Source organism: Streptomyces sp. NPDC002958 (genome assembly GCF_055563255.1).
In genome coordinates, this window is record NZ_JBVHDS010000009.1 from 169,414 (window position 1) to 184,226 (window position 14,813).

The window sequence follows — 14,813 nt, forward strand, 5'->3', positions numbered from 1 at the left end:
CGCGCCCTTGCCCCACGGCGGGCACGGACTCCCGGTTACCTTCCGCACCTACGCCTGACCCGCCGGGGGATCGTGCTGCTCGTTGCAGGGAGCGCCGCGACCAGTGCTGTGGACCGCGCGGTGCCGGCTGGGTGTAGTCCCGTAGTGGTCCAGGAACACCTGCCGCATCGTCTCGGCGGAGCTGAACCCGCAGCGCCTCGCGATCGAAGCCAGCGGCAGTGCCGTGGAGACGAGGAGCTGTGAGGCCGCCTCGACGCGGGCGGTCCGTACAAACTGCGCCGGTGTCTGTCCGACGTGGCCGAGGAACAGCCGAGCCAGGTGACGTCCACTGACACCCGCGAGCGCGGCGAGCGCGGTCGTGCCGAGATCGCTGTCCAGATGCTCCATGACGTGCTCGACAGTCCGCTGCACGGTCCGGTGTTCCGGGGCCGGTGCGTTGACGAACGTGCTGATCTGGGCCTGGTTGCCCGATCGTTGGAGGTAGGTCACCATCATCCGGGCCAGCGACCGCGCCAGGGCCGGGCCATGGTCCTCCTCGACGAACGCGAGGGTGAGGTCGAGTGCTCCGGTGACCCCGGCCGACGTGCAGACGTGCTCGTCGCGGAGGTACAGCGGAGCGGCATCGACATGGACGGCCGGGTAGCGCTGCGCCAGGTCGCGGGCGAACGCCCAATGGGTCGTTGCGCGTCGGCCGTCGAGCAGCCCCGTCGCCGCCAGCACACTCGCGCCCGTGCACACCGACGCCACCCGACGGCTGACACCGGCCAGGCGGCGGACATGCTCGACCAGCGAGGTGTTCTGAGCTGCCGCAGCGTGGCCCGGCCCGCCGACCACCAACAGCGTGTCGATCGGCCCGCGGGTACGCTCCAGCGCCGCCTGCCCTCCCAGGACGAGTCCTGAGGAGCAGCGCACCGGACGGCCCCCGGGTGTGACCAGGCAGGCGTCGTACGGCGGACTCGCACCGAGGCGGTTCGAGCCGTCGAAGGCGCTGGTCACGCAGGCGATCTCCACGAGTTCGGCATCGTCGTAGGCCACGACCACCACGCGGTGGCGGACAGCTTTCGTCATGCCGACGACGTTACCCAACCTGTCTTCAGGACTGGTATCCCAGGATTTCAGACATGGGCCTCGGAGGTTTCCGTCTCCGATGGCGGCGGTGGGTGAGGGTTGTTCTCAAGGTGGCAGTCGGCCCCCCGGCGAACGTCCACCCATCGACACTCAGGAGTCCTTCCATGACCGAAACCTCGCCCGCGCCCTCCGAGGCCCCGGTGAAGACCATCGCCTTCGTGCTGTATCCCGGCCTCACCCCGCTGGACATCGTCGGCCCGCTGCAGGTCTTCGCGGTACTGGGCGATCTGGTCCCCGGCTACCGCACCGTCGTGGTCGGCGAGCGAATCGAGCCGATGGCCAGCGACACCCCGCTGCACCTGGTACCCAGCCACATCTTCGAGGACATGCCGGATCCGTACGCAATGATCGTGCCCGGCGGCCTCGTCCCCACCCTTGCCGCGATGGCCGACGAGAGCCTGCTGCGGAATCTGCGCGACGCCGCAGCGCGGTCCCAAATCGTCGGCTCCGTGTGCACCGGCTCGCTGCTGCTCGCGGCGGCCGGCCTCCTGGAAGGCCGCAAGGCCACCACGCACTGGATGTACCGCGACCTGCTCGCCCGCTTCGGGGCAACACCGGTCACCCGGCGCTGGGTCGAGGACGCGCACTTCATCACCGCCGCCGGAGTCTCGGCCGGCATCGACATGGCACTGCACCTCGTCGGTCGCCTCGCCGGCAGCGAGGTCGCGCGTATGGTCCAGCTGTTCATCGAGTACGACCCCGAGCCGCCCTTCGGCCCGATCGACTGGACGGCGGCCGACACCGGTCAGTACACCCCCTTCGCCCGGCAACTGCTCCAGAACGCCCTCGTTGACCACCCAGCCCTGCTGGCGCGCCTGAGCAGATGAGTGACAGCGCGCCGTCGGCGCGGGACATCCGCCTGCGCGGCGAACGCCAGACCGTGGGCGACGGCCTGACCGAAGGTCTTGGTCCGATGTCCAGCCTCGGCGAGTGGCGACGACCGGACCTCATTTCCCGCATGAGAGAGGGGCCGCCCCCGGGACGGCCCCTCTCTCGGTCTGTGCGGTGGTGGCGGGATCAGCTGAAGACGACGGAACGGAGCTTCAGTCGGCTGGAGGCGTGGCCGCCGAGCGGCCGGAGAGAGAAGAAGTCGCCCTCGCAGTCGACACCGGTGAAGACAACGGCGGTTGCGTCGGTGTGGTTCCACGGAGTGTGGGCGGGGTTCGAGGAACCGGGGTCGGCGACCTCGGGCAGGGTGATGCACACCCCGCTCGGCGGGTCGAACAGGAAGCCGACCTGCGGGGAGCCGTCGAGACCGGTGTACGTGTAGCTGAATTCACCGGAGGCCGCATTGGCCGAGGACGGCACAGCCACGATGAGCGCGAGTGCGCCGAAGGCGGCAGCCACGGTGGAACGAAGACGCATGAAGGGCACTCCTTGAGCGGGAAAAACGGAACCGGCCCAAGCTTGTGCCGCTGACCTGCAGTTACTGTCAGATTCGGGTTTCCGTCACCCGGAAGGAGCTGCTGAATCGGTTCTGCCGACGGCCATGTGGGTCATGCACCTCGGGCGCCGAGTTGACCGCCGCTGCGGTTTTCACGCATTCCCTGACCTGAGCAGCGTTCCGCTGTTCGCTCACCGCAGCCACCACGAACCGCTCATCGACGCCATCGCCACCAACTACGCCGCGACTCTCCTGCACCGCGCCGCGCCGCGGTACGGCAGTGGGCGCAGGCAACGGAGCCGGAGCGGGAGAACGGTGAGCGGTTCGCAGCCATAGCCAAGGGCTGGATCACCTGGCGGGCCCGAGCCGTCATGACCGAGTGCCGCGAACGCTGCGGTGCGCAGGGGCTTTTTCTGGCCAATGGAATCGCGGGCCAGCTGGCGGCCAACGAGGGAACCATCACAGCGGAAGGTGACAACCTCGTCATCTGGGTCAAGGCCGCCGGCGAAATGCTTCTTGGACACTTCACTCCGAAGGAGCCCCATGACGTGCCGCCCGAGACTCGCGACCTCGACGATCCGTTCTTCCTTCAGGACCTGTTGGCGGACATCGAACGCATCTGGCACCAGCGTGCACGTACGCGCCTGCGCAGCGCACCGGCCGGTGCGCCCCGGGAACCCAGGTCACGGTCGTACGCGTCTGCCCGCGCCGCAAGGAGCGCCTTCGCCCCCGCTACGACCATCGGGCCGTGACGGGGGCGTTTGGCCGAATTCCCTTGCGGGAGACTTCAGTTGGCGGGCGCCTGGTACAGGCCTCGGCCGGCACGGTGCGCCCGGGAAGTGGCGACGAGCCGGTCGAGGGTGCTGCGTACGGTGTTGATGCTGTTGGGGGTGAGCTCACGCCCCAGTGCCTTCGTGACCTCGCGGGCACGGACAGGGGTGTCGCCGAACGTGGACAGCACCTTCATGGCCATCTCGGTGAGGCTGCCGCTGTCGTCGACGGCAGGTGCGGCAGGCGCTGCCTTCTTCGACGCCCTGGCCTTTGCGGGCTTGGCGTCCTTGGCGGACACGGTGGCCTTCGCGGGCTTGGCGGACTTGGTGGCGACCGCCTTCTTGGCCTGCCCGCGCTCGCTCTTCGGCTTGGCGGGAGCCTGCTTGCGGCCCTTGGGCGCAGAGGCCTTCCGGGCGGCGCGGCGCGCGGGGGCGGCCGCTGCCGGCTCATGCGGGACCTCCGCCGGGACGGTGGCGTCGATGGAGTCCTGAGCCTGCTGCGGAATCCTGGGAGCGGCAACGCTCTCGGTCTCCGCCTTGACGTCCCCGGCTTCTGCCTTGACGTCCTCTGCCTTGACCTCCTGCGCCTGTGTGTTCGAGGCAACAGGGGAAGTGGACAGCGAACGCAGGGCCGTCAGTGCGGTCCGCACCGACTCCAGGCGCTCGGTGACGGTCGCGAGCTCCTTTTCCAGGGTTTGCTGGTGCTGCTCAAGACGCGGAAGTTCCGCCTCCAGCAAGGCAGTTGTGGCATCGATGGTGCCGAGTGTGTTGGTCTCGGAGGTCATGTTGTCGCCCTTCTCTTCCGGCCGACTGATGGCGACCGATGTGTTGCAGCGTACGGGGCGTTGTGTTGTGGCCGGAAATCGACCTTTGGCGTGAACCGTCCAGAGCCACCCCCAGTACTGACTGCCAGTCTCCTGAAACTCCCTGCCGCACGTCCCGGAGACGGACTGATCGGCACTCATTTGGCCGCACACGCATCACCGGAGCCGGCCCCCTCCAGCCCTCCCCAGCCCTTCTGCCCCGGTCACCTGCTGTCAGCTGTCACCGGCCACATCGCCACCGCGCGAGGCGGCCTCAACCATGCGAGCCGTGGTGCCGGCACCGTCCAGCGCCTCGCGGATGATGTCCGCGTGCCCACTGTGGTGCGCGATCTCCCGGAAGACATGCAACAGCACGTGGCGGACGGTCCAGGTGATCGGTTCCGGCGGCGACCAGGGGTACTGCGGGAGATTCACGAGGCTGCCGAGGTCGGGCGCCTGCCGGACCGTACGAATACAGCTGGAGCCGGGTCGGGCGGAAGGCGGCAAGGGCGAGGAGATCCATGCCGCCCTCCAAGGACGTCTGCCGGTGGTCAAAGGACGGCTCGTCGGCGCCCGTTCCGATGAGGGGGTCAGGGGGAGTCCCGATGACCGGCTCCGGTCGTCTCAGCTCCGAACGTTCCCGAGTGTCCGCACCTCCTGGCCGGTGGGCGGCGTCTGTCGCGCGCCGACGCGGTCCAGTCCCAGGCGCAGAGCCATGGCAATCAGTGCGGCGACCGCGAACCCAGCTCCTGCCCAGGCGAGTTGACGGGCGCCGTGCTCGGCCAGGACCCAGCCCCCGACCGCGGTTCCGACGGTGATGCCGAGGTTCGAGAACGAGATGAAGAGGCTGTTGCCGAACTCGGGCGCGTCGACGGCGTCCCTCCCCAGCCAGCTCTGGCTCACGATGAGCCCGCCCGAGTGCACGGCCCCCCAGAGCAGTACGGCCAGGACCATCGGCGTGAACATCGGGCCGACGGCGTACAGGAGCACGTAGACGAGCAGACACAGGACCGGGTAGGCGACCACCGTACGAATCAGGTTGCGCCGCAACAGGGTGCCGAAGGCGAAGTTCCCGAGGATCATCACGATGCCGAACGCCATCAGCATGGCGCTGACCCAGGTGCCGTCCATGTGCGTGACCTGGCCGAGGTACTCGGCGAAGTAGCCGTAGACCGAGAACATCGCCGCGAAGACGAGGACGACCGACGTGATGGTCAGCCACATCCGGGACTGCTTGAGAACGCTCAACTGGGCACCGTAGGAAACCCGTTGTCCGACAGGCATCGACGGTACGAACCGCAGGATGCCGAGAAAGGCGATCAGGTTGACGAGTGCGCCGAACCAGAACGCCGATGCCAGGGACACATGCTCGGCGAGGTACGAGCTCAGCGGCACACCGAAGGCGAAGCCGACGGTGACACCGCCGAACACGGTCGTCGTGGCCCGGGTCGCGTCCCCGGCGGGCACCAGCCGTGCGGCGGTCGCGAGCGCGACCGCGAAGAACACCGGATGGAAGAGGGCGGGAACGACGCGGAAGGCCAGCATCACCTCGTACTGCGTGGTGAGCGCGTAGACGGCATTGGAGACGGCGAACACCGCGATTGCGGCGGCGAGCACCTTCTTGCGGTCGATGCCGGAGGCGAGCAGTGTGGTGAACGGCCCGGACACGGCGATGACCAGGGCAAAGACCCCGACGAGCCACCCCGCGGCGGACGGTGTGACACCGAGCTCGGCCGAGACCTGGGGGAGCACGCCGACCATGCCCATCTCGGTGGTGATGATCCCGAACACGCCCAGGGCGAGTACCAGGACGGTGAGGGAGGTCTTTCTCATTGCGACCTTTCATCAAATCTAGAAAAGTAGATGCATCGGATGGCGGGAAGCCCCGTGAAGGGCTCCGGCGGAGTCGGGGTGGGCTACAGCTCGTCGCGGACGTGCGCGGCGAACTCGGCGATCACTGTTTCGTTGCGTCGGTAGTACGTCCACTTGCCGATGCGTTCCGAGGTGAGCAGCCCCGCGTCCTTCAAGGTCTGCAGGTAGCCGGACACCACCGACTGCGCCAGCCCGGCACGCTTCTGGATGTCGCCGACGCACACGCCGATGTGGAAGCCGAGCCCCTGCTGCCGGTAGGAGTCCTCGTCGAAATGCTTCGCCGGGTCCTTCAGCCACTGCATGAACTGCAGGCGCGCGGGATTGGCGAGCGCCTTGTGTACAGCCAGGGGATCCATCGGTCTGCCTCTCGGTCCACCTCTTCAGAACGTATCCAGCTTTCGCGATATGTAGTGGCAAGTCAAACCGGGCGGCTTCCCCCGCTCCCTTCGGGCGATGTTTTGACGCGACGGCCGTCCTACGCGCCCCGCCCACCATTCGGGCCATCGAAGATCTCCCGGAAGACGCGCGCACACGAGCGCTCATCGGCCTCCAGGCACTCGCGATCGGCGCAGTCGCCCATCTCGAAGCCGAAACCGTGTAGCGACTTGAGTCGTTCGCCTCCAGCGAGCGCAGCAGCGCCGGCCCGGAATCTCTCGCGCTCACACTCCAGAGCCGACCCGACCAGGAAGAGGCCCACACCCCGTGACACATCAGAATCCCACCCGCACGACAGAAACCCCCGACACCCCGGGCGAGCCTGCCAGGCCCTGGATGCCCCGCCAGGAATGGGTCAAGACCCAGCCTCAGGCACTCATCGCTTCCTGCGTCGTGCTCCTCGACCAGCAGGGCCGGATGCTCGTGCTGCGCTACGCCGAAAGCGATCCGAGCGGCGGCACCTGGTGGTTGCCGGGCGGGATGCTCGACCACGGCGAAGACCCGTTGACCGCAGCGCGGCGAGAGATGCACGAGGAGACGGGAGTCACGATGAGCCCCGCCCCGCGGCTGATCGGCTACGACCACCGCGTCGATGTCGGCGGCACCGGACCGGTGCTCGACTTCTTTTGGTACGGAGGCACCGTCGCAGACAACCCCGCGATCCGATTGAGCCCCGAGCACGATCGGCACGCCTTTCTGGGGCTGGACGAACTGACCAACACGCCACTCGCCGCGCATATGCGCACTCTGGAAGCACTGCACACCGCTGCCACAACCGGGACCGTCGTCTGCCTGCGGGAAGGGCAGCCGATCGGACCTGACGATTCGTCGCTGTAGCGTTGATCCGAGGCACAACTGGAGCCAGACCACCAATGATGTGTGCAGGAACGCCATGTACGCGTCTCGGGCTTGCGCTCGCATGCGGTCGAAGGGGCCCGCAGGCGGCCGACAGCGTCGCCTGCACCGATGGGGCCCTTGGACAGGTGCAGCTCTTCCTGGGGGCGAAGGGCCCTGCTTGTCGCCGAGAGCTACGGTCCGCCGGGGCCTTCCCCGTAGCTGTGCGACTTCGGAAGCTCGACCCGTAGGGTGAGCCCGCCGGTGGGATTCGCGGTCGCGGTGACCGTACCGCGGTGGGAGGTGGCGATCGAGCGGACGATTGCCAGGCCCAGACCGTGGCCCGAGCGATCGCTGCCGACCCGGGAACGCGCCCGGTAGAAGGGCTCGAAGAGACGGTCCACCACGGCGTCGTCGACTGCACCACAGCCCGTACGCCGACAGCTCTGCCCCGAGCGCGTAGTGATGCTGCCCCGGGTCTGCCCCGGGGGTACTTCTCAGAGGCGGCCCGCTGTCGTGAGCATGGAGACCGGCCAGGAGGAGGGACGTATGCGCGCACAGTCCATGCTGGAGGCGGAGCTCGCTCACGCTCAGGCAGCGCGGTCACGGCGGAGCGGCGAGCGGGGCGGAGTGGCGGCAGTGAGCGCCGGAGCGCCGCCGGAGGGGGCGCTGCTCGCCCTGCAGCGCAGCGTCGGGAACGCCGCGGTCGCAGCCGTGATCAAGAGAAGCCGCCACGGACACGGCCCCGGGTGCGGCCCGGTCGACTACGACGGGGCCGTCGGTGTCGGTGTCGTGCAGCGCGCCAAGAAGAAGGACTGGAAGCTCGGGTCGACGAGCAGCGAGCTGGCCGCGGTGAAGACGGCGCACTCCAGCGGTCCACTGGTCGATACGCTGCACCACATCATTCCCAAGTCGCTCTTCCAGCCGTTCCTCGCCGTGCTGACCCCCGCTCAGGAGCAGCAGATCAGCACCACGCTGGCGCCACTCGCCCCCAAGGCGTTCGGCACGTCCGATGTCGACAAGGCACTGAAGAACATGCCGGCCAACTTCCGAGTCGGCCCCCGGCCCGAGGACAGGACCGACGACCCGGGAGACGGCCTCGACCTGAACAAGGACGCCAAGGGCAACACCACGCCCCGCTCCGCCGAGCTCGAGAACGCCTTCAATTACATGACGGCCGCCATCAAGGCGGGGACGGTCACCCAGACGGACTTCGAAAGCAAGTTCCTCGCTCCGGTCGAGGCGGCGTGCAAGCTGCACGGGACCCTCATCAACATCGACCCCGCACGCGGGACATGGTTGCAGGACAGCAGCGGCAAGTACCACATGCCCTAGTACTGCAGGGCTGGATCTGAATCATCTGGAGGAGCATGCGTCGGCGGAAGTGGTGGCGCCGGGCGTCGGCTTGGTGTCGACGGCGGAATGTCGACCGACCCGACCAGCACGTCCCGCAGCCGGTACGCGTCCCACGGCTCAGGTTTACGAACCGCTGCACGCGCTTGGGCTTGGGCGCGCCCGCGTACTCGGTGATCGTCCAGCCGTTCTTCTTCTCCAGCGGCGCCAGCAGTCCGCGCAGGCACCCACGCGCGTGCGCCCGGTGAAGGCGGTGAACGACGCCGACGAAGGGTGCAAGCTCGCCCTCGCCTCCCTGACCCAGGACTCGAACCTCCTGGACGGCGCGGTGGGCGGCTTCAACCGGGAGCCAAAGGCGAACCCTTACCCGTCCCTGGAAGAAGCGGCGAAGGCCCAGCACATTTCCCAAGGGCAAGCGCGAGAGCTCAGACGGCTTCGGTCAAGAGTCCGATCCCTCATGTATCCCGTTCAGGAAAGACGCTGGATCGTTGGGCGCATCCCGCCTTACGGTGACGCCATGAGCGATCACTCGGAAGCGCCTGTCGCGCCCGTCGAGGCCTATGAACCCCCCTACTACGTGGCTGTCTTCACTACGGTGCGAACCCAGGATCAGAGCGGCTACGGCGAGACCAACGCACGCATGGAAGACCTGGTGAAGGACGTCCCTGGGTTCCTGGGGATGGACCACGCGCAGACTCCCGGCGGGCTGGGCATCACCGTCGGGTACTTCCGCGACGCCGATGCCCTCACGGAGTGGCGGTGCAACGCCGAGCACCACGCGGCGCAAAAGCGTGGGCAAGCCGAGTGGTACCAGAGCTATACGCTGCATGTGGCGAAAGTGGAGCGGAGCCACGGGTTCATGCGAGCGTAGGTCCTGCAGAGCCCGACAGCAGGCTGACCAACCGAAGTCACCTCCTGGTCCGGCGAAGCGCCGTCCCGCCAGGTGTCCGGGTGGCAGAACGAGTACGCGTCCGCGAGATCGATGACGACGAGGGCAAGCGCCTGCTGCGGATCATCCGCAGGGGCACCGGCTCGGTGGTGACCTGGCGGCGGGCCCAGAATTGCCTGATGCGGCACTATGCGGCACTAGGTGAGAGTGGACACCACGTACGCGGCAGCCTCGGCGAGGAGGGCCTGGTCGTACTCGGCGTCCTTGGTGGCCTTGCTGGACATGATCGCGATGACGAGTGGCGCGGCATTCGGGGGCCACACCACAGCTATGTCGTTGAGGGTGCCGTAGTCACCGGTCCCGGTTTTGTCCGCCACGTTCCACCCCCGCGGTACGCCGGCCCGGATACGTTGCACGCCGGCAGCGGTGGCGTTGCGTTCCAGCAGGCGGCGGAGGAAGGCGCGCTTGTCCGTCGGCAGGGCGTCCCCCAACAGGATCTTCTGGTAGTTGGTACCGAATGCCCGGGGCGAGGTGGTGTCGCGGGGATCTCCCGGGGTGGCTTGCGCGATCGTCGGCTCGATCCGGTCCATCCTGGTGACCGTGTCGCCGAGGCTGCGCACGTACGCCGTGAACCGGGCCGGCCCGCCGAGATCGCGGAGCAGGAGATTGCCGGCCGTTCCGTCGCTGTAGCGGACCGCGGCATCACACAGCTGTCGGATCGTCATTCCGGTGGCCACATGCCGCTTGGTGATGGCCGAGCTCTTCATCAGGTCGCCTTCGGTGTACCTGATGACCGTATCCAGGTGCGACAGCGGATTGCGGTGCAGGACCGCCGCTGCCGCCAGCCCCTTGAACGTCGAGCAGAACGCGAACCGTTCGTCTGCCCGGTGGGTGATGGTGGCCCCGGTGCCGGTGGCGAGGGCGTACACCCCTAAGCGGGCTTCGAACTTCCTTTCCAGTGCGGCCAGTTGAGCGTGGCGAGTACGCGCCGTGGCGGAGGGGGATGAGGGCGCGCCCGCTGACGGTCGCGTCGCTGTCCTCTTGCCCTCCGCGCATCCGGCCAACGGCAGGAGTGCCGCCACCCCTAGAAGAGTGCGGCGCGTGATGGCCGGCTGTCGTGACGTCATGGTCTTCCCTCCACCGGGGCGAGTTACGACTACGGCAAGCGGGCTCGGCAGCGCCGAGCCGGCAGGGCAGACGATATACGTGGAAAAACTGCGCGCCGGCCGGGCCGGACGTAACGCACGCCGACGCCGCATCTGGATCCAGCCGGAGGACGACGTGCCGCACGTGCGCGACCGGGTGATCCGGTTACGGGACGGGGTCGGCCTCCAACCCGCCCAGCAGACGTTCGCCGTCGCCGCCCTCACCGAATCCCGCGTACCGGCCGTGCTGCAGCCCGAGACGGAAGCACTGATGGCACAGGTCGCCCGGACGCTTCGCGACCAGTTGCGGATGGCCTGAACGGACGGACGCTACCACCACTCCTGACGGCTCAACGGGTCTACGCCCGATGAGCCGTCAGGTTCCCCATCACCGCCCGGTTGGCCTACCAGCCGTCGGGGAACTCGACCGGGACGTTCAGGCGGACCGGCTCGGTCGACTGGCTCGCCTGATGGCGAGAAGTCCCGTTCGCGTGGGCTGCCCGCGCCACGGTCATGGGAACACGCTCGAAGCCCATGCCCTCAATCGTTATGCGGGACTAATGGGGCAAGCGGTGCGCCGTGTGACACAAGTGGTCAGAGGTGCATTGACGGGCGCACGCGGTCGCAGGAGGCTGAGTGGAACCCCCCACGGCAGCCCCCCACAGCAGCCCCCCACGGCAGCCCCCTTTTTCTCCTTCACCGTTGGATTGCCCATGCGCCCACTCGTTTCCGCAGGCACGCTCACGGCCGCCGTCGCCGCGACCCTGCTGCTCACCCCTACGGCATACGCCACCGCCCCCGGCGACAACGGCACCGTGAAGATCCACGACGCCGCGACCGGCGAGGAGCTCCGTAAGAACGAGCCCCACGTGTGCACCTTCTATCTCGATGCCTTTGGTTTCGACGCCGACCAGAAGGTCGACTGGCACATCGAAGCCTGGCCCCCGACCGCCGAGGTCAAGGGCGAAACCGTGAAATCCGGTTCGCTGACGCTCGACGCCGAGGGGCACCGCCGTACGGAGGACCAGTCCCTGCCCGACGGCCACTACAAGCTGTTCTGGAACTTCGACGGCGAGCACGGCCGGGCCAAGCACAAGACCTTCTGGGTCGACTGCGACGGCGAGGGCCAGCCGGGCGGTGGCAAGCCCGACAAGCCCGGTAAGCCCAGCGAGCCCGGCAAGCCCGGCGACGGCAAGCCGTCGAAGCCTGCCACCCCGTCGAAGCCCGCCACCCCGTCCAGCCCGGCGCAGCCGACCGCGGCGCCCACGTCGTCCGCCCCCGGAGGCATCGCACCGACGCCCTCGGCCTCCTCCCCCTCGTCGTCACCCTCCACGCAGACCGGCGGGAACCTCGCCGAGACCGGTAACGGCGCGCCCGTCGGCCTGCTGTCCGCAGCGGCCGCCGTGCTCGTCGCGGCCGGCGGCTTCCTGCTGTTCCGTCGCCACAAGGCGCAGCAGCAGCACTGACGCACACACCGGTGCCCCCGTGCTTCGTACTACGAGCACGGGGGCACAGTCATACGCGGTCCAAGCCGGCCGCGCGCGCAGGCCAACTGCCGGGAGCTCCATGGCACTCGGTGATACTCCAAGACCCCCGCTGCGGCGCCCTCTCCGGGGAAGGGCGTGTGAAGTCCCGTTCGCGTGGCGGGGGATGGAAACAGTGCGGTACGGTGACGAAGCCATCACGCTCTGTGTGTTCACGCGCACATAGGGCGGCCCCCGGCGGTGCGCCAAACACCAACCGAGGGCCTTCATCACCAGTGGAACCAGAGGCCACCGGAAATGCTGCGTCATGCTATCGCGCCGTCCGCGCGCTATACGAAGGCATCGCACGATGTCGTCCGCCATCCGCGTCTGAGCAGTGACGCGAAGATCCTGATCCTGTACGTCCAGGGCCTTCCCGACGACTCCACGGACAGGCCCCTGAGTGAGCTTGCCCAGAAGCTGGGCATCAAGGGCCGCGCGTACCAGAAGGCGAAGCAACAGCTGGTCGAGCACGGGTACGTGTACGAGTGGCGAAGCCAGGGCGTCGGCGGCCGTTGGGTCACCGAGCAACTGGTCGCGAACAACCCTCTGACGAGTGAGCAGGCGGGACATGTGCGCGGAACTTTACCCGCAGCCGCCCCGCCGCCGAGTACGCAGTTCCCGACGGTCGGCGAACCGACTGCCCGGCCGACCGGTGGCTATGAACCGGTAGAAGACCACAGTGATAAGACCACTCCCCACCCACCCTCCGAAGCCGCGCCAACGACGAACCCGGACCCAGACCCGAACCAGGACCCGAACCAGGACCCGAACCAGGACCCGAACCAGGACCCGAACCAGGACCCGAACCAGGACCCGAACCCAGACCCGGACCCAGACCCAGGCTTGGAGCCGACGGCGAGGTCGGCCGACACCCTCCAACTGGCCCGAGCGGAAAGGGTCCTGCTCTCCCTGCGCCACTCCCGCCGCGAACTGCACCTGGGCGTACGGGAGGCCCGCGCACTGGCCGTGGAGGCGGTCAAGTGGCTGGAGCGAGGCCTGAGCGAGTCCGACCTGCGCCAGGCCTTACTCGCCGAACGCCCGCAGGACGGCGTGCGCTCAGCAGTCGGCTTCCTCCGTTACCGCCTCATCCAGAAACTCCCCGAGCCCCAGACCCCACTCCAGCCCTACGATCCCCCGACCGTCCGCGAACTGCTCGAATGCAAGGGCCCGGGCGAGAAACACGTCTTCCGCCCCCTGGCCGACGAGACGGAATGTGCCCCGTGCCGCCGGTCCACAGCACACGCGACCTTCTACGGTACCCCCGCCCCGGAGCCCGAACGCATCCCGTGGCGCGAACGGATCGCGAGGATCAACGCAACACCGGCAGCCTGATCCTGGGTGTGGGTACCGGGCCGAAGGAACCCCGGGCGGGGCATCACACTTCGGCACCGGTGAACTCGGACTCGTCTACGGCGTCACTTGCTTGACGGCCGAAATGAGGCAACGGACTATCCGAAGCTTCAGGGCGCGGGCTGGGCCAGCCTCTGGAAGAGGGCAGCGATCTCCCCCTTATCGGCGATCAGGGGCAACGTGTCGAAGTAGAGCTCCCACTCCCCCCGGGGGCCGAACCGCTCGACGATTCCGAACGGGACGTCCGCCCCCTTGGCACTGGTCACCTTGCCATGCCACTCCACGTAGGTCGTACGTTCCCCGAAGGCGACCTGGCCCGCCTTCAACTGCACATCGGCGTGCGCGAAGAGCCGCTTGAGATAGTCGGTCTTGCCCGCGGCCGTGGTCAGCGGTCGAGAGAGCCCCGGCGCCTGCAGCCGGGTGCTGCCCAACCGGTCGGTCAGTGCCGTGACGTCCCCGGCGTTCCATGCTGCAAGCCGAGCTGTGATCTGGTCGGATCGGAACTGCGCGCTTGAACCGCCAGTTGTGCCAGTTACGGGCCCCGAGTCGGTAACTCCCTCGAAGAGGGGCCGCAGTTCGGGGGCGATCGGCTTCAACAACTCGTAACGGTCGTAGTAGCGCCGGGCCTGAATCGTCTTGCCGTCGTCAGAGAGTACGTTTCGGGCGATCTGAGGATAGGCCACCTTGTGTCCCTTGAGTGTGACCTCGTTCCACTGGCCGAACATCATCACTGCGCCGTCAGCCACCACGTTGGTGCCCCTGTACCGCAAGTCGGGGAAGAGCCCGAGCGATCCGGTGATCGAGTTACCGATTGTGGTGTGCCCGTGCTGCGGCAGGCCGCCCGCCTCCCAGAGTGTCGCATCCTCATCAAATATATCCAGATATGCCTGGACCCTCGGGTGAGCGATCTCTCCCGGCTGGGGCGGCATCCCGGTCGGCGTCTCCCCGAAGGTGATCTGCCGCTTCATGAACGCGCACGCGTTCGGCGTGATCCGGCCCTCCAGTCTCTCGACCTTTGCGCGGACTTCCGGACAATCGGTCCCAGGCGACCCCGCGGTGGTCCTCGCCGAGGCAGCGCTGGCCGACCAGGTCGAGCCGGCGGTCAACGTGCCGAAAGACAGTCCAATCCCGATCGCCATCGCGAGCAGTCCGGTCCGTCCCAGTGCCGGCGCATTCGCATATCGTCCTCGCTGGTTTGACCTCATGCTGACACTCCTCTCCTCATCCCCCTCGCATGGATGCGGGAGGGGCACTGCCCGGCACCTTTGCTGCTCCGTGCCTGGTGTGAGCACTCTGCCCGCAGACGTGCAGCGTGGCGATTACC

The 14,813-nt window shown here is 67.9% G+C and carries 17 protein-coding genes and 2 pseudogenes; 9 read left to right on the plus strand and 10 right to left on the minus strand.

Translation table 11 applies throughout. The features are described 5' to 3' along the window. Nucleotides 1-48: 48 nt before the first annotated feature. Nucleotides 49-1,068 carry a GlxA family transcriptional regulator gene (locus tag ACZ3IC_RS18415; RefSeq protein ID WP_467417414.1) on the minus strand — a complete coding sequence of 340 codons (1,020 nt, stop codon included), beginning with the start codon at nucleotides 1,066-1,068 and terminating at the stop codon, nucleotides 49-51. Nucleotides 1,069-1,232: 164 nt separating this feature from the next. Between ACZ3IC_RS18415 and ACZ3IC_RS18420 the strand changes: the two genes are divergently transcribed. Continuing rightward, complete coding sequence (locus ACZ3IC_RS18420) at nucleotides 1,233-1,955, plus strand: DJ-1/PfpI family protein (protein ID WP_467417416.1); 723 nt, start codon at nucleotides 1,233-1,235, stop codon at nucleotides 1,953-1,955. Nucleotides 1,956-2,145: 190 nt separating this feature from the next. Here ACZ3IC_RS18420 and ACZ3IC_RS18425 read toward each other — a convergent pair whose 3' ends face one another. Further along, the gene (locus ACZ3IC_RS18425; RefSeq protein WP_467417417.1) at nucleotides 2,146-2,493 is read right to left on the minus strand and encodes a hypothetical protein; all 348 of its coding nucleotides are present in this window, start codon (nucleotides 2,491-2,493) and stop codon (nucleotides 2,146-2,148) included. A 196-nt stretch (nucleotides 2,494-2,689) separates the two neighbouring features. On the opposite strand from ACZ3IC_RS18425, the pseudogene ACZ3IC_RS18430 reads away from it, so the two are divergent. After that, nucleotides 2,690-3,183: pseudogene (locus tag ACZ3IC_RS18430) on the plus strand (acyl-CoA dehydrogenase family protein); the annotation flags it as partial. Between the two features lie 116 nt (nucleotides 3,184-3,299). Here ACZ3IC_RS18430 and ACZ3IC_RS18435 read toward each other — a convergent pair. The 4 genes from ACZ3IC_RS18435 to ACZ3IC_RS18450 all read right to left on the minus strand — a co-directional run bounded on the left by ACZ3IC_RS18435 (nucleotide 3,300) and on the right by ACZ3IC_RS18450 (nucleotide 6,313). Beyond that, nucleotides 3,300-4,067: a hypothetical protein gene (locus ACZ3IC_RS18435; RefSeq protein ID WP_467417418.1), complete on the minus strand. Its 768-nt coding sequence runs from the start codon at nucleotides 4,065-4,067 to the stop codon at nucleotides 3,300-3,302. Between the two features lie 252 nt (nucleotides 4,068-4,319). Beyond that, nucleotides 4,320-4,592 carry a mycothiol transferase gene (locus tag ACZ3IC_RS18440; protein ID WP_467417420.1) on the minus strand — a complete coding sequence of 91 codons (273 nt, stop codon included), beginning with the start codon at nucleotides 4,590-4,592 and terminating at the stop codon, nucleotides 4,320-4,322. A 117-nt stretch (nucleotides 4,593-4,709) separates the two neighbouring features. Beyond that, on the minus strand, nucleotides 4,710-5,918 hold the full coding sequence (locus ACZ3IC_RS18445; RefSeq protein WP_467417421.1) for an MFS transporter: 1,209 nt from the start codon (nucleotides 5,916-5,918) through the stop codon (nucleotides 4,710-4,712). Between the two features lie 83 nt (nucleotides 5,919-6,001). Continuing rightward, a complete protein-coding gene (locus tag ACZ3IC_RS18450; protein ID WP_093900325.1) occupies nucleotides 6,002-6,313 on the minus strand; it encodes an ArsR/SmtB family transcription factor in 312 nt (103 codons plus the stop codon). A gap of 346 nt (nucleotides 6,314-6,659) precedes the next feature. Here ACZ3IC_RS18450 and ACZ3IC_RS18455 point away from each other — a divergent pair, with 346 nt between their 5' ends. Further along, a complete protein-coding gene (locus ACZ3IC_RS18455; RefSeq protein ID WP_467417422.1) occupies nucleotides 6,660-7,229 on the plus strand; it encodes an NUDIX hydrolase in 570 nt (189 codons plus the stop codon). A 191-nt stretch (nucleotides 7,230-7,420) separates the two neighbouring features. Here the strand turns inward: ACZ3IC_RS18455 and ACZ3IC_RS18460 are convergent, their stop codons facing one another. Further along, nucleotides 7,421-7,693, minus strand: coding sequence for an ATP-binding protein (locus tag ACZ3IC_RS18460; RefSeq protein WP_467417580.1), 273 nt, complete (start codon nucleotides 7,691-7,693; stop codon nucleotides 7,421-7,423). Between the two features lie 82 nt (nucleotides 7,694-7,775). Here ACZ3IC_RS18460 and ACZ3IC_RS18465 point away from each other — a divergent pair, with 82 nt between their 5' ends. The 3 genes and pseudogenes from ACZ3IC_RS18465 to ACZ3IC_RS18475 form a co-directional block, all read left to right on the plus strand. Further along, nucleotides 7,776-8,561, plus strand: a complete 786-nt coding sequence (locus tag ACZ3IC_RS18465; RefSeq protein WP_467417423.1) for a hypothetical protein — start codon at nucleotides 7,776-7,778, stop codon at nucleotides 8,559-8,561. A gap of 535 nt (nucleotides 8,562-9,096) precedes the next feature. Then, the gene (locus ACZ3IC_RS18470; protein WP_467417582.1) at nucleotides 9,097-9,450 is read left to right on the plus strand and encodes an antibiotic biosynthesis monooxygenase family protein; all 354 of its coding nucleotides are present in this window, start codon (nucleotides 9,097-9,099) and stop codon (nucleotides 9,448-9,450) included. Between the two features lie 80 nt (nucleotides 9,451-9,530). Beyond that, nucleotides 9,531-9,650 (plus strand): annotated as a pseudogene (locus ACZ3IC_RS18475) (IS630 family transposase); the annotation flags it as partial. A gap of 15 nt (nucleotides 9,651-9,665) precedes the next feature. Here ACZ3IC_RS18475 and bla read toward each other — a convergent pair. After that, nucleotides 9,666-10,595: a class A beta-lactamase gene (gene bla, locus ACZ3IC_RS18480; protein ID WP_467417425.1), complete on the minus strand. Its 930-nt coding sequence runs from the start codon at nucleotides 10,593-10,595 to the stop codon at nucleotides 9,666-9,668. Nucleotides 10,596-10,674: 79 nt separating this feature from the next. Between bla and ACZ3IC_RS18485 the strand changes: the two genes are divergently transcribed. Further along, the gene (locus tag ACZ3IC_RS18485) at nucleotides 10,675-10,932 is read left to right on the plus strand and encodes a hypothetical protein (RefSeq protein ID WP_467417427.1); all 258 of its coding nucleotides are present in this window, start codon (nucleotides 10,675-10,677) and stop codon (nucleotides 10,930-10,932) included. 85 nt (nucleotides 10,933-11,017) lie between these two features. Here ACZ3IC_RS18485 and ACZ3IC_RS18490 read toward each other — a convergent pair whose 3' ends face one another. Next, nucleotides 11,018-11,149, minus strand: coding sequence for a hypothetical protein (locus ACZ3IC_RS18490; RefSeq protein WP_467417428.1), 132 nt, complete (start codon nucleotides 11,147-11,149; stop codon nucleotides 11,018-11,020). Between the two features lie 177 nt (nucleotides 11,150-11,326). On the opposite strand from ACZ3IC_RS18490, the gene ACZ3IC_RS18495 reads away from it, so the two are divergent. Together ACZ3IC_RS18495 and ACZ3IC_RS18500 are read left to right on the plus strand one after the other, a co-directional pair. Further along, on the plus strand, nucleotides 11,327-12,079 hold the full coding sequence (locus ACZ3IC_RS18495; RefSeq protein ID WP_467417429.1) for an LPXTG cell wall anchor domain-containing protein: 753 nt from the start codon (nucleotides 11,327-11,329) through the stop codon (nucleotides 12,077-12,079). A gap of 315 nt (nucleotides 12,080-12,394) precedes the next feature. Further along, nucleotides 12,395-13,471: a hypothetical protein gene (locus ACZ3IC_RS18500; RefSeq protein WP_467417431.1), complete on the plus strand. Its 1,077-nt coding sequence runs from the start codon at nucleotides 12,395-12,397 to the stop codon at nucleotides 13,469-13,471. 128 nt (nucleotides 13,472-13,599) lie between these two features. On the opposite strand, the gene ACZ3IC_RS18505 is transcribed toward ACZ3IC_RS18500, so the two are convergent. Further along, nucleotides 13,600-14,742 (minus strand): nuclear transport factor 2-like protein, encoded by a 1,143-nt coding sequence (locus ACZ3IC_RS18505; RefSeq protein WP_467417433.1) that lies wholly within the window; start codon nucleotides 14,740-14,742, stop codon nucleotides 13,600-13,602. Nucleotides 14,743-14,813 lie beyond the last annotated feature (71 nt).

Excerpts from the sequence above, each read along its gene's own strand:
- ACZ3IC_RS18490 (WP_467417428.1), bottom strand. The coding sequence starts at position 11,149 with ATGGGCTTCGAGCGTGTTCCCATGACCGTGGCGCGGGCAGCCCACGCG.
- ACZ3IC_RS18420 (WP_467417416.1), top strand. The coding sequence starts at position 1,233 with ATGACCGAAACCTCGCCCGCGCCCTCCGAGGCCCCGGTGAAGACCATC.
- ACZ3IC_RS18435 (WP_467417418.1), bottom strand. The coding sequence starts at position 4,067 with ATGACCTCCGAGACCAACACACTCGGCACCATCGATGCCACAACTGCC.
- ACZ3IC_RS18425 (WP_467417417.1), bottom strand. The coding sequence starts at position 2,493 with ATGCGTCTTCGTTCCACCGTGGCTGCCGCCTTCGGCGCACTCGCGCTC.
- ACZ3IC_RS18445 (WP_467417421.1), bottom strand. The coding sequence starts at position 5,918 with ATGAGAAAGACCTCCCTCACCGTCCTGGTACTCGCCCTGGGCGTGTTC.
- bla (WP_467417425.1), bottom strand. The coding sequence starts at position 10,595 with ATGACGTCACGACAGCCGGCCATCACGCGCCGCACTCTTCTAGGGGTG.
- ACZ3IC_RS18465 (WP_467417423.1), top strand. The coding sequence starts at position 7,776 with ATGCGCGCACAGTCCATGCTGGAGGCGGAGCTCGCTCACGCTCAGGCA.
- ACZ3IC_RS18470 (WP_467417582.1), top strand. The coding sequence starts at position 9,097 with ATGAGCGATCACTCGGAAGCGCCTGTCGCGCCCGTCGAGGCCTATGAA.
- ACZ3IC_RS18500 (WP_467417431.1), top strand. The coding sequence starts at position 12,395 with ATGCTGCGTCATGCTATCGCGCCGTCCGCGCGCTATACGAAGGCATCG.
- ACZ3IC_RS18415 (WP_467417414.1), bottom strand. The coding sequence starts at position 1,068 with ATGACGAAAGCTGTCCGCCACCGCGTGGTGGTCGTGGCCTACGACGAT.
- ACZ3IC_RS18450 (WP_093900325.1), bottom strand. The coding sequence starts at position 6,313 with ATGGATCCCCTGGCTGTACACAAGGCGCTCGCCAATCCCGCGCGCCTG.
- ACZ3IC_RS18495 (WP_467417429.1), top strand. The coding sequence starts at position 11,327 with ATGCGCCCACTCGTTTCCGCAGGCACGCTCACGGCCGCCGTCGCCGCG.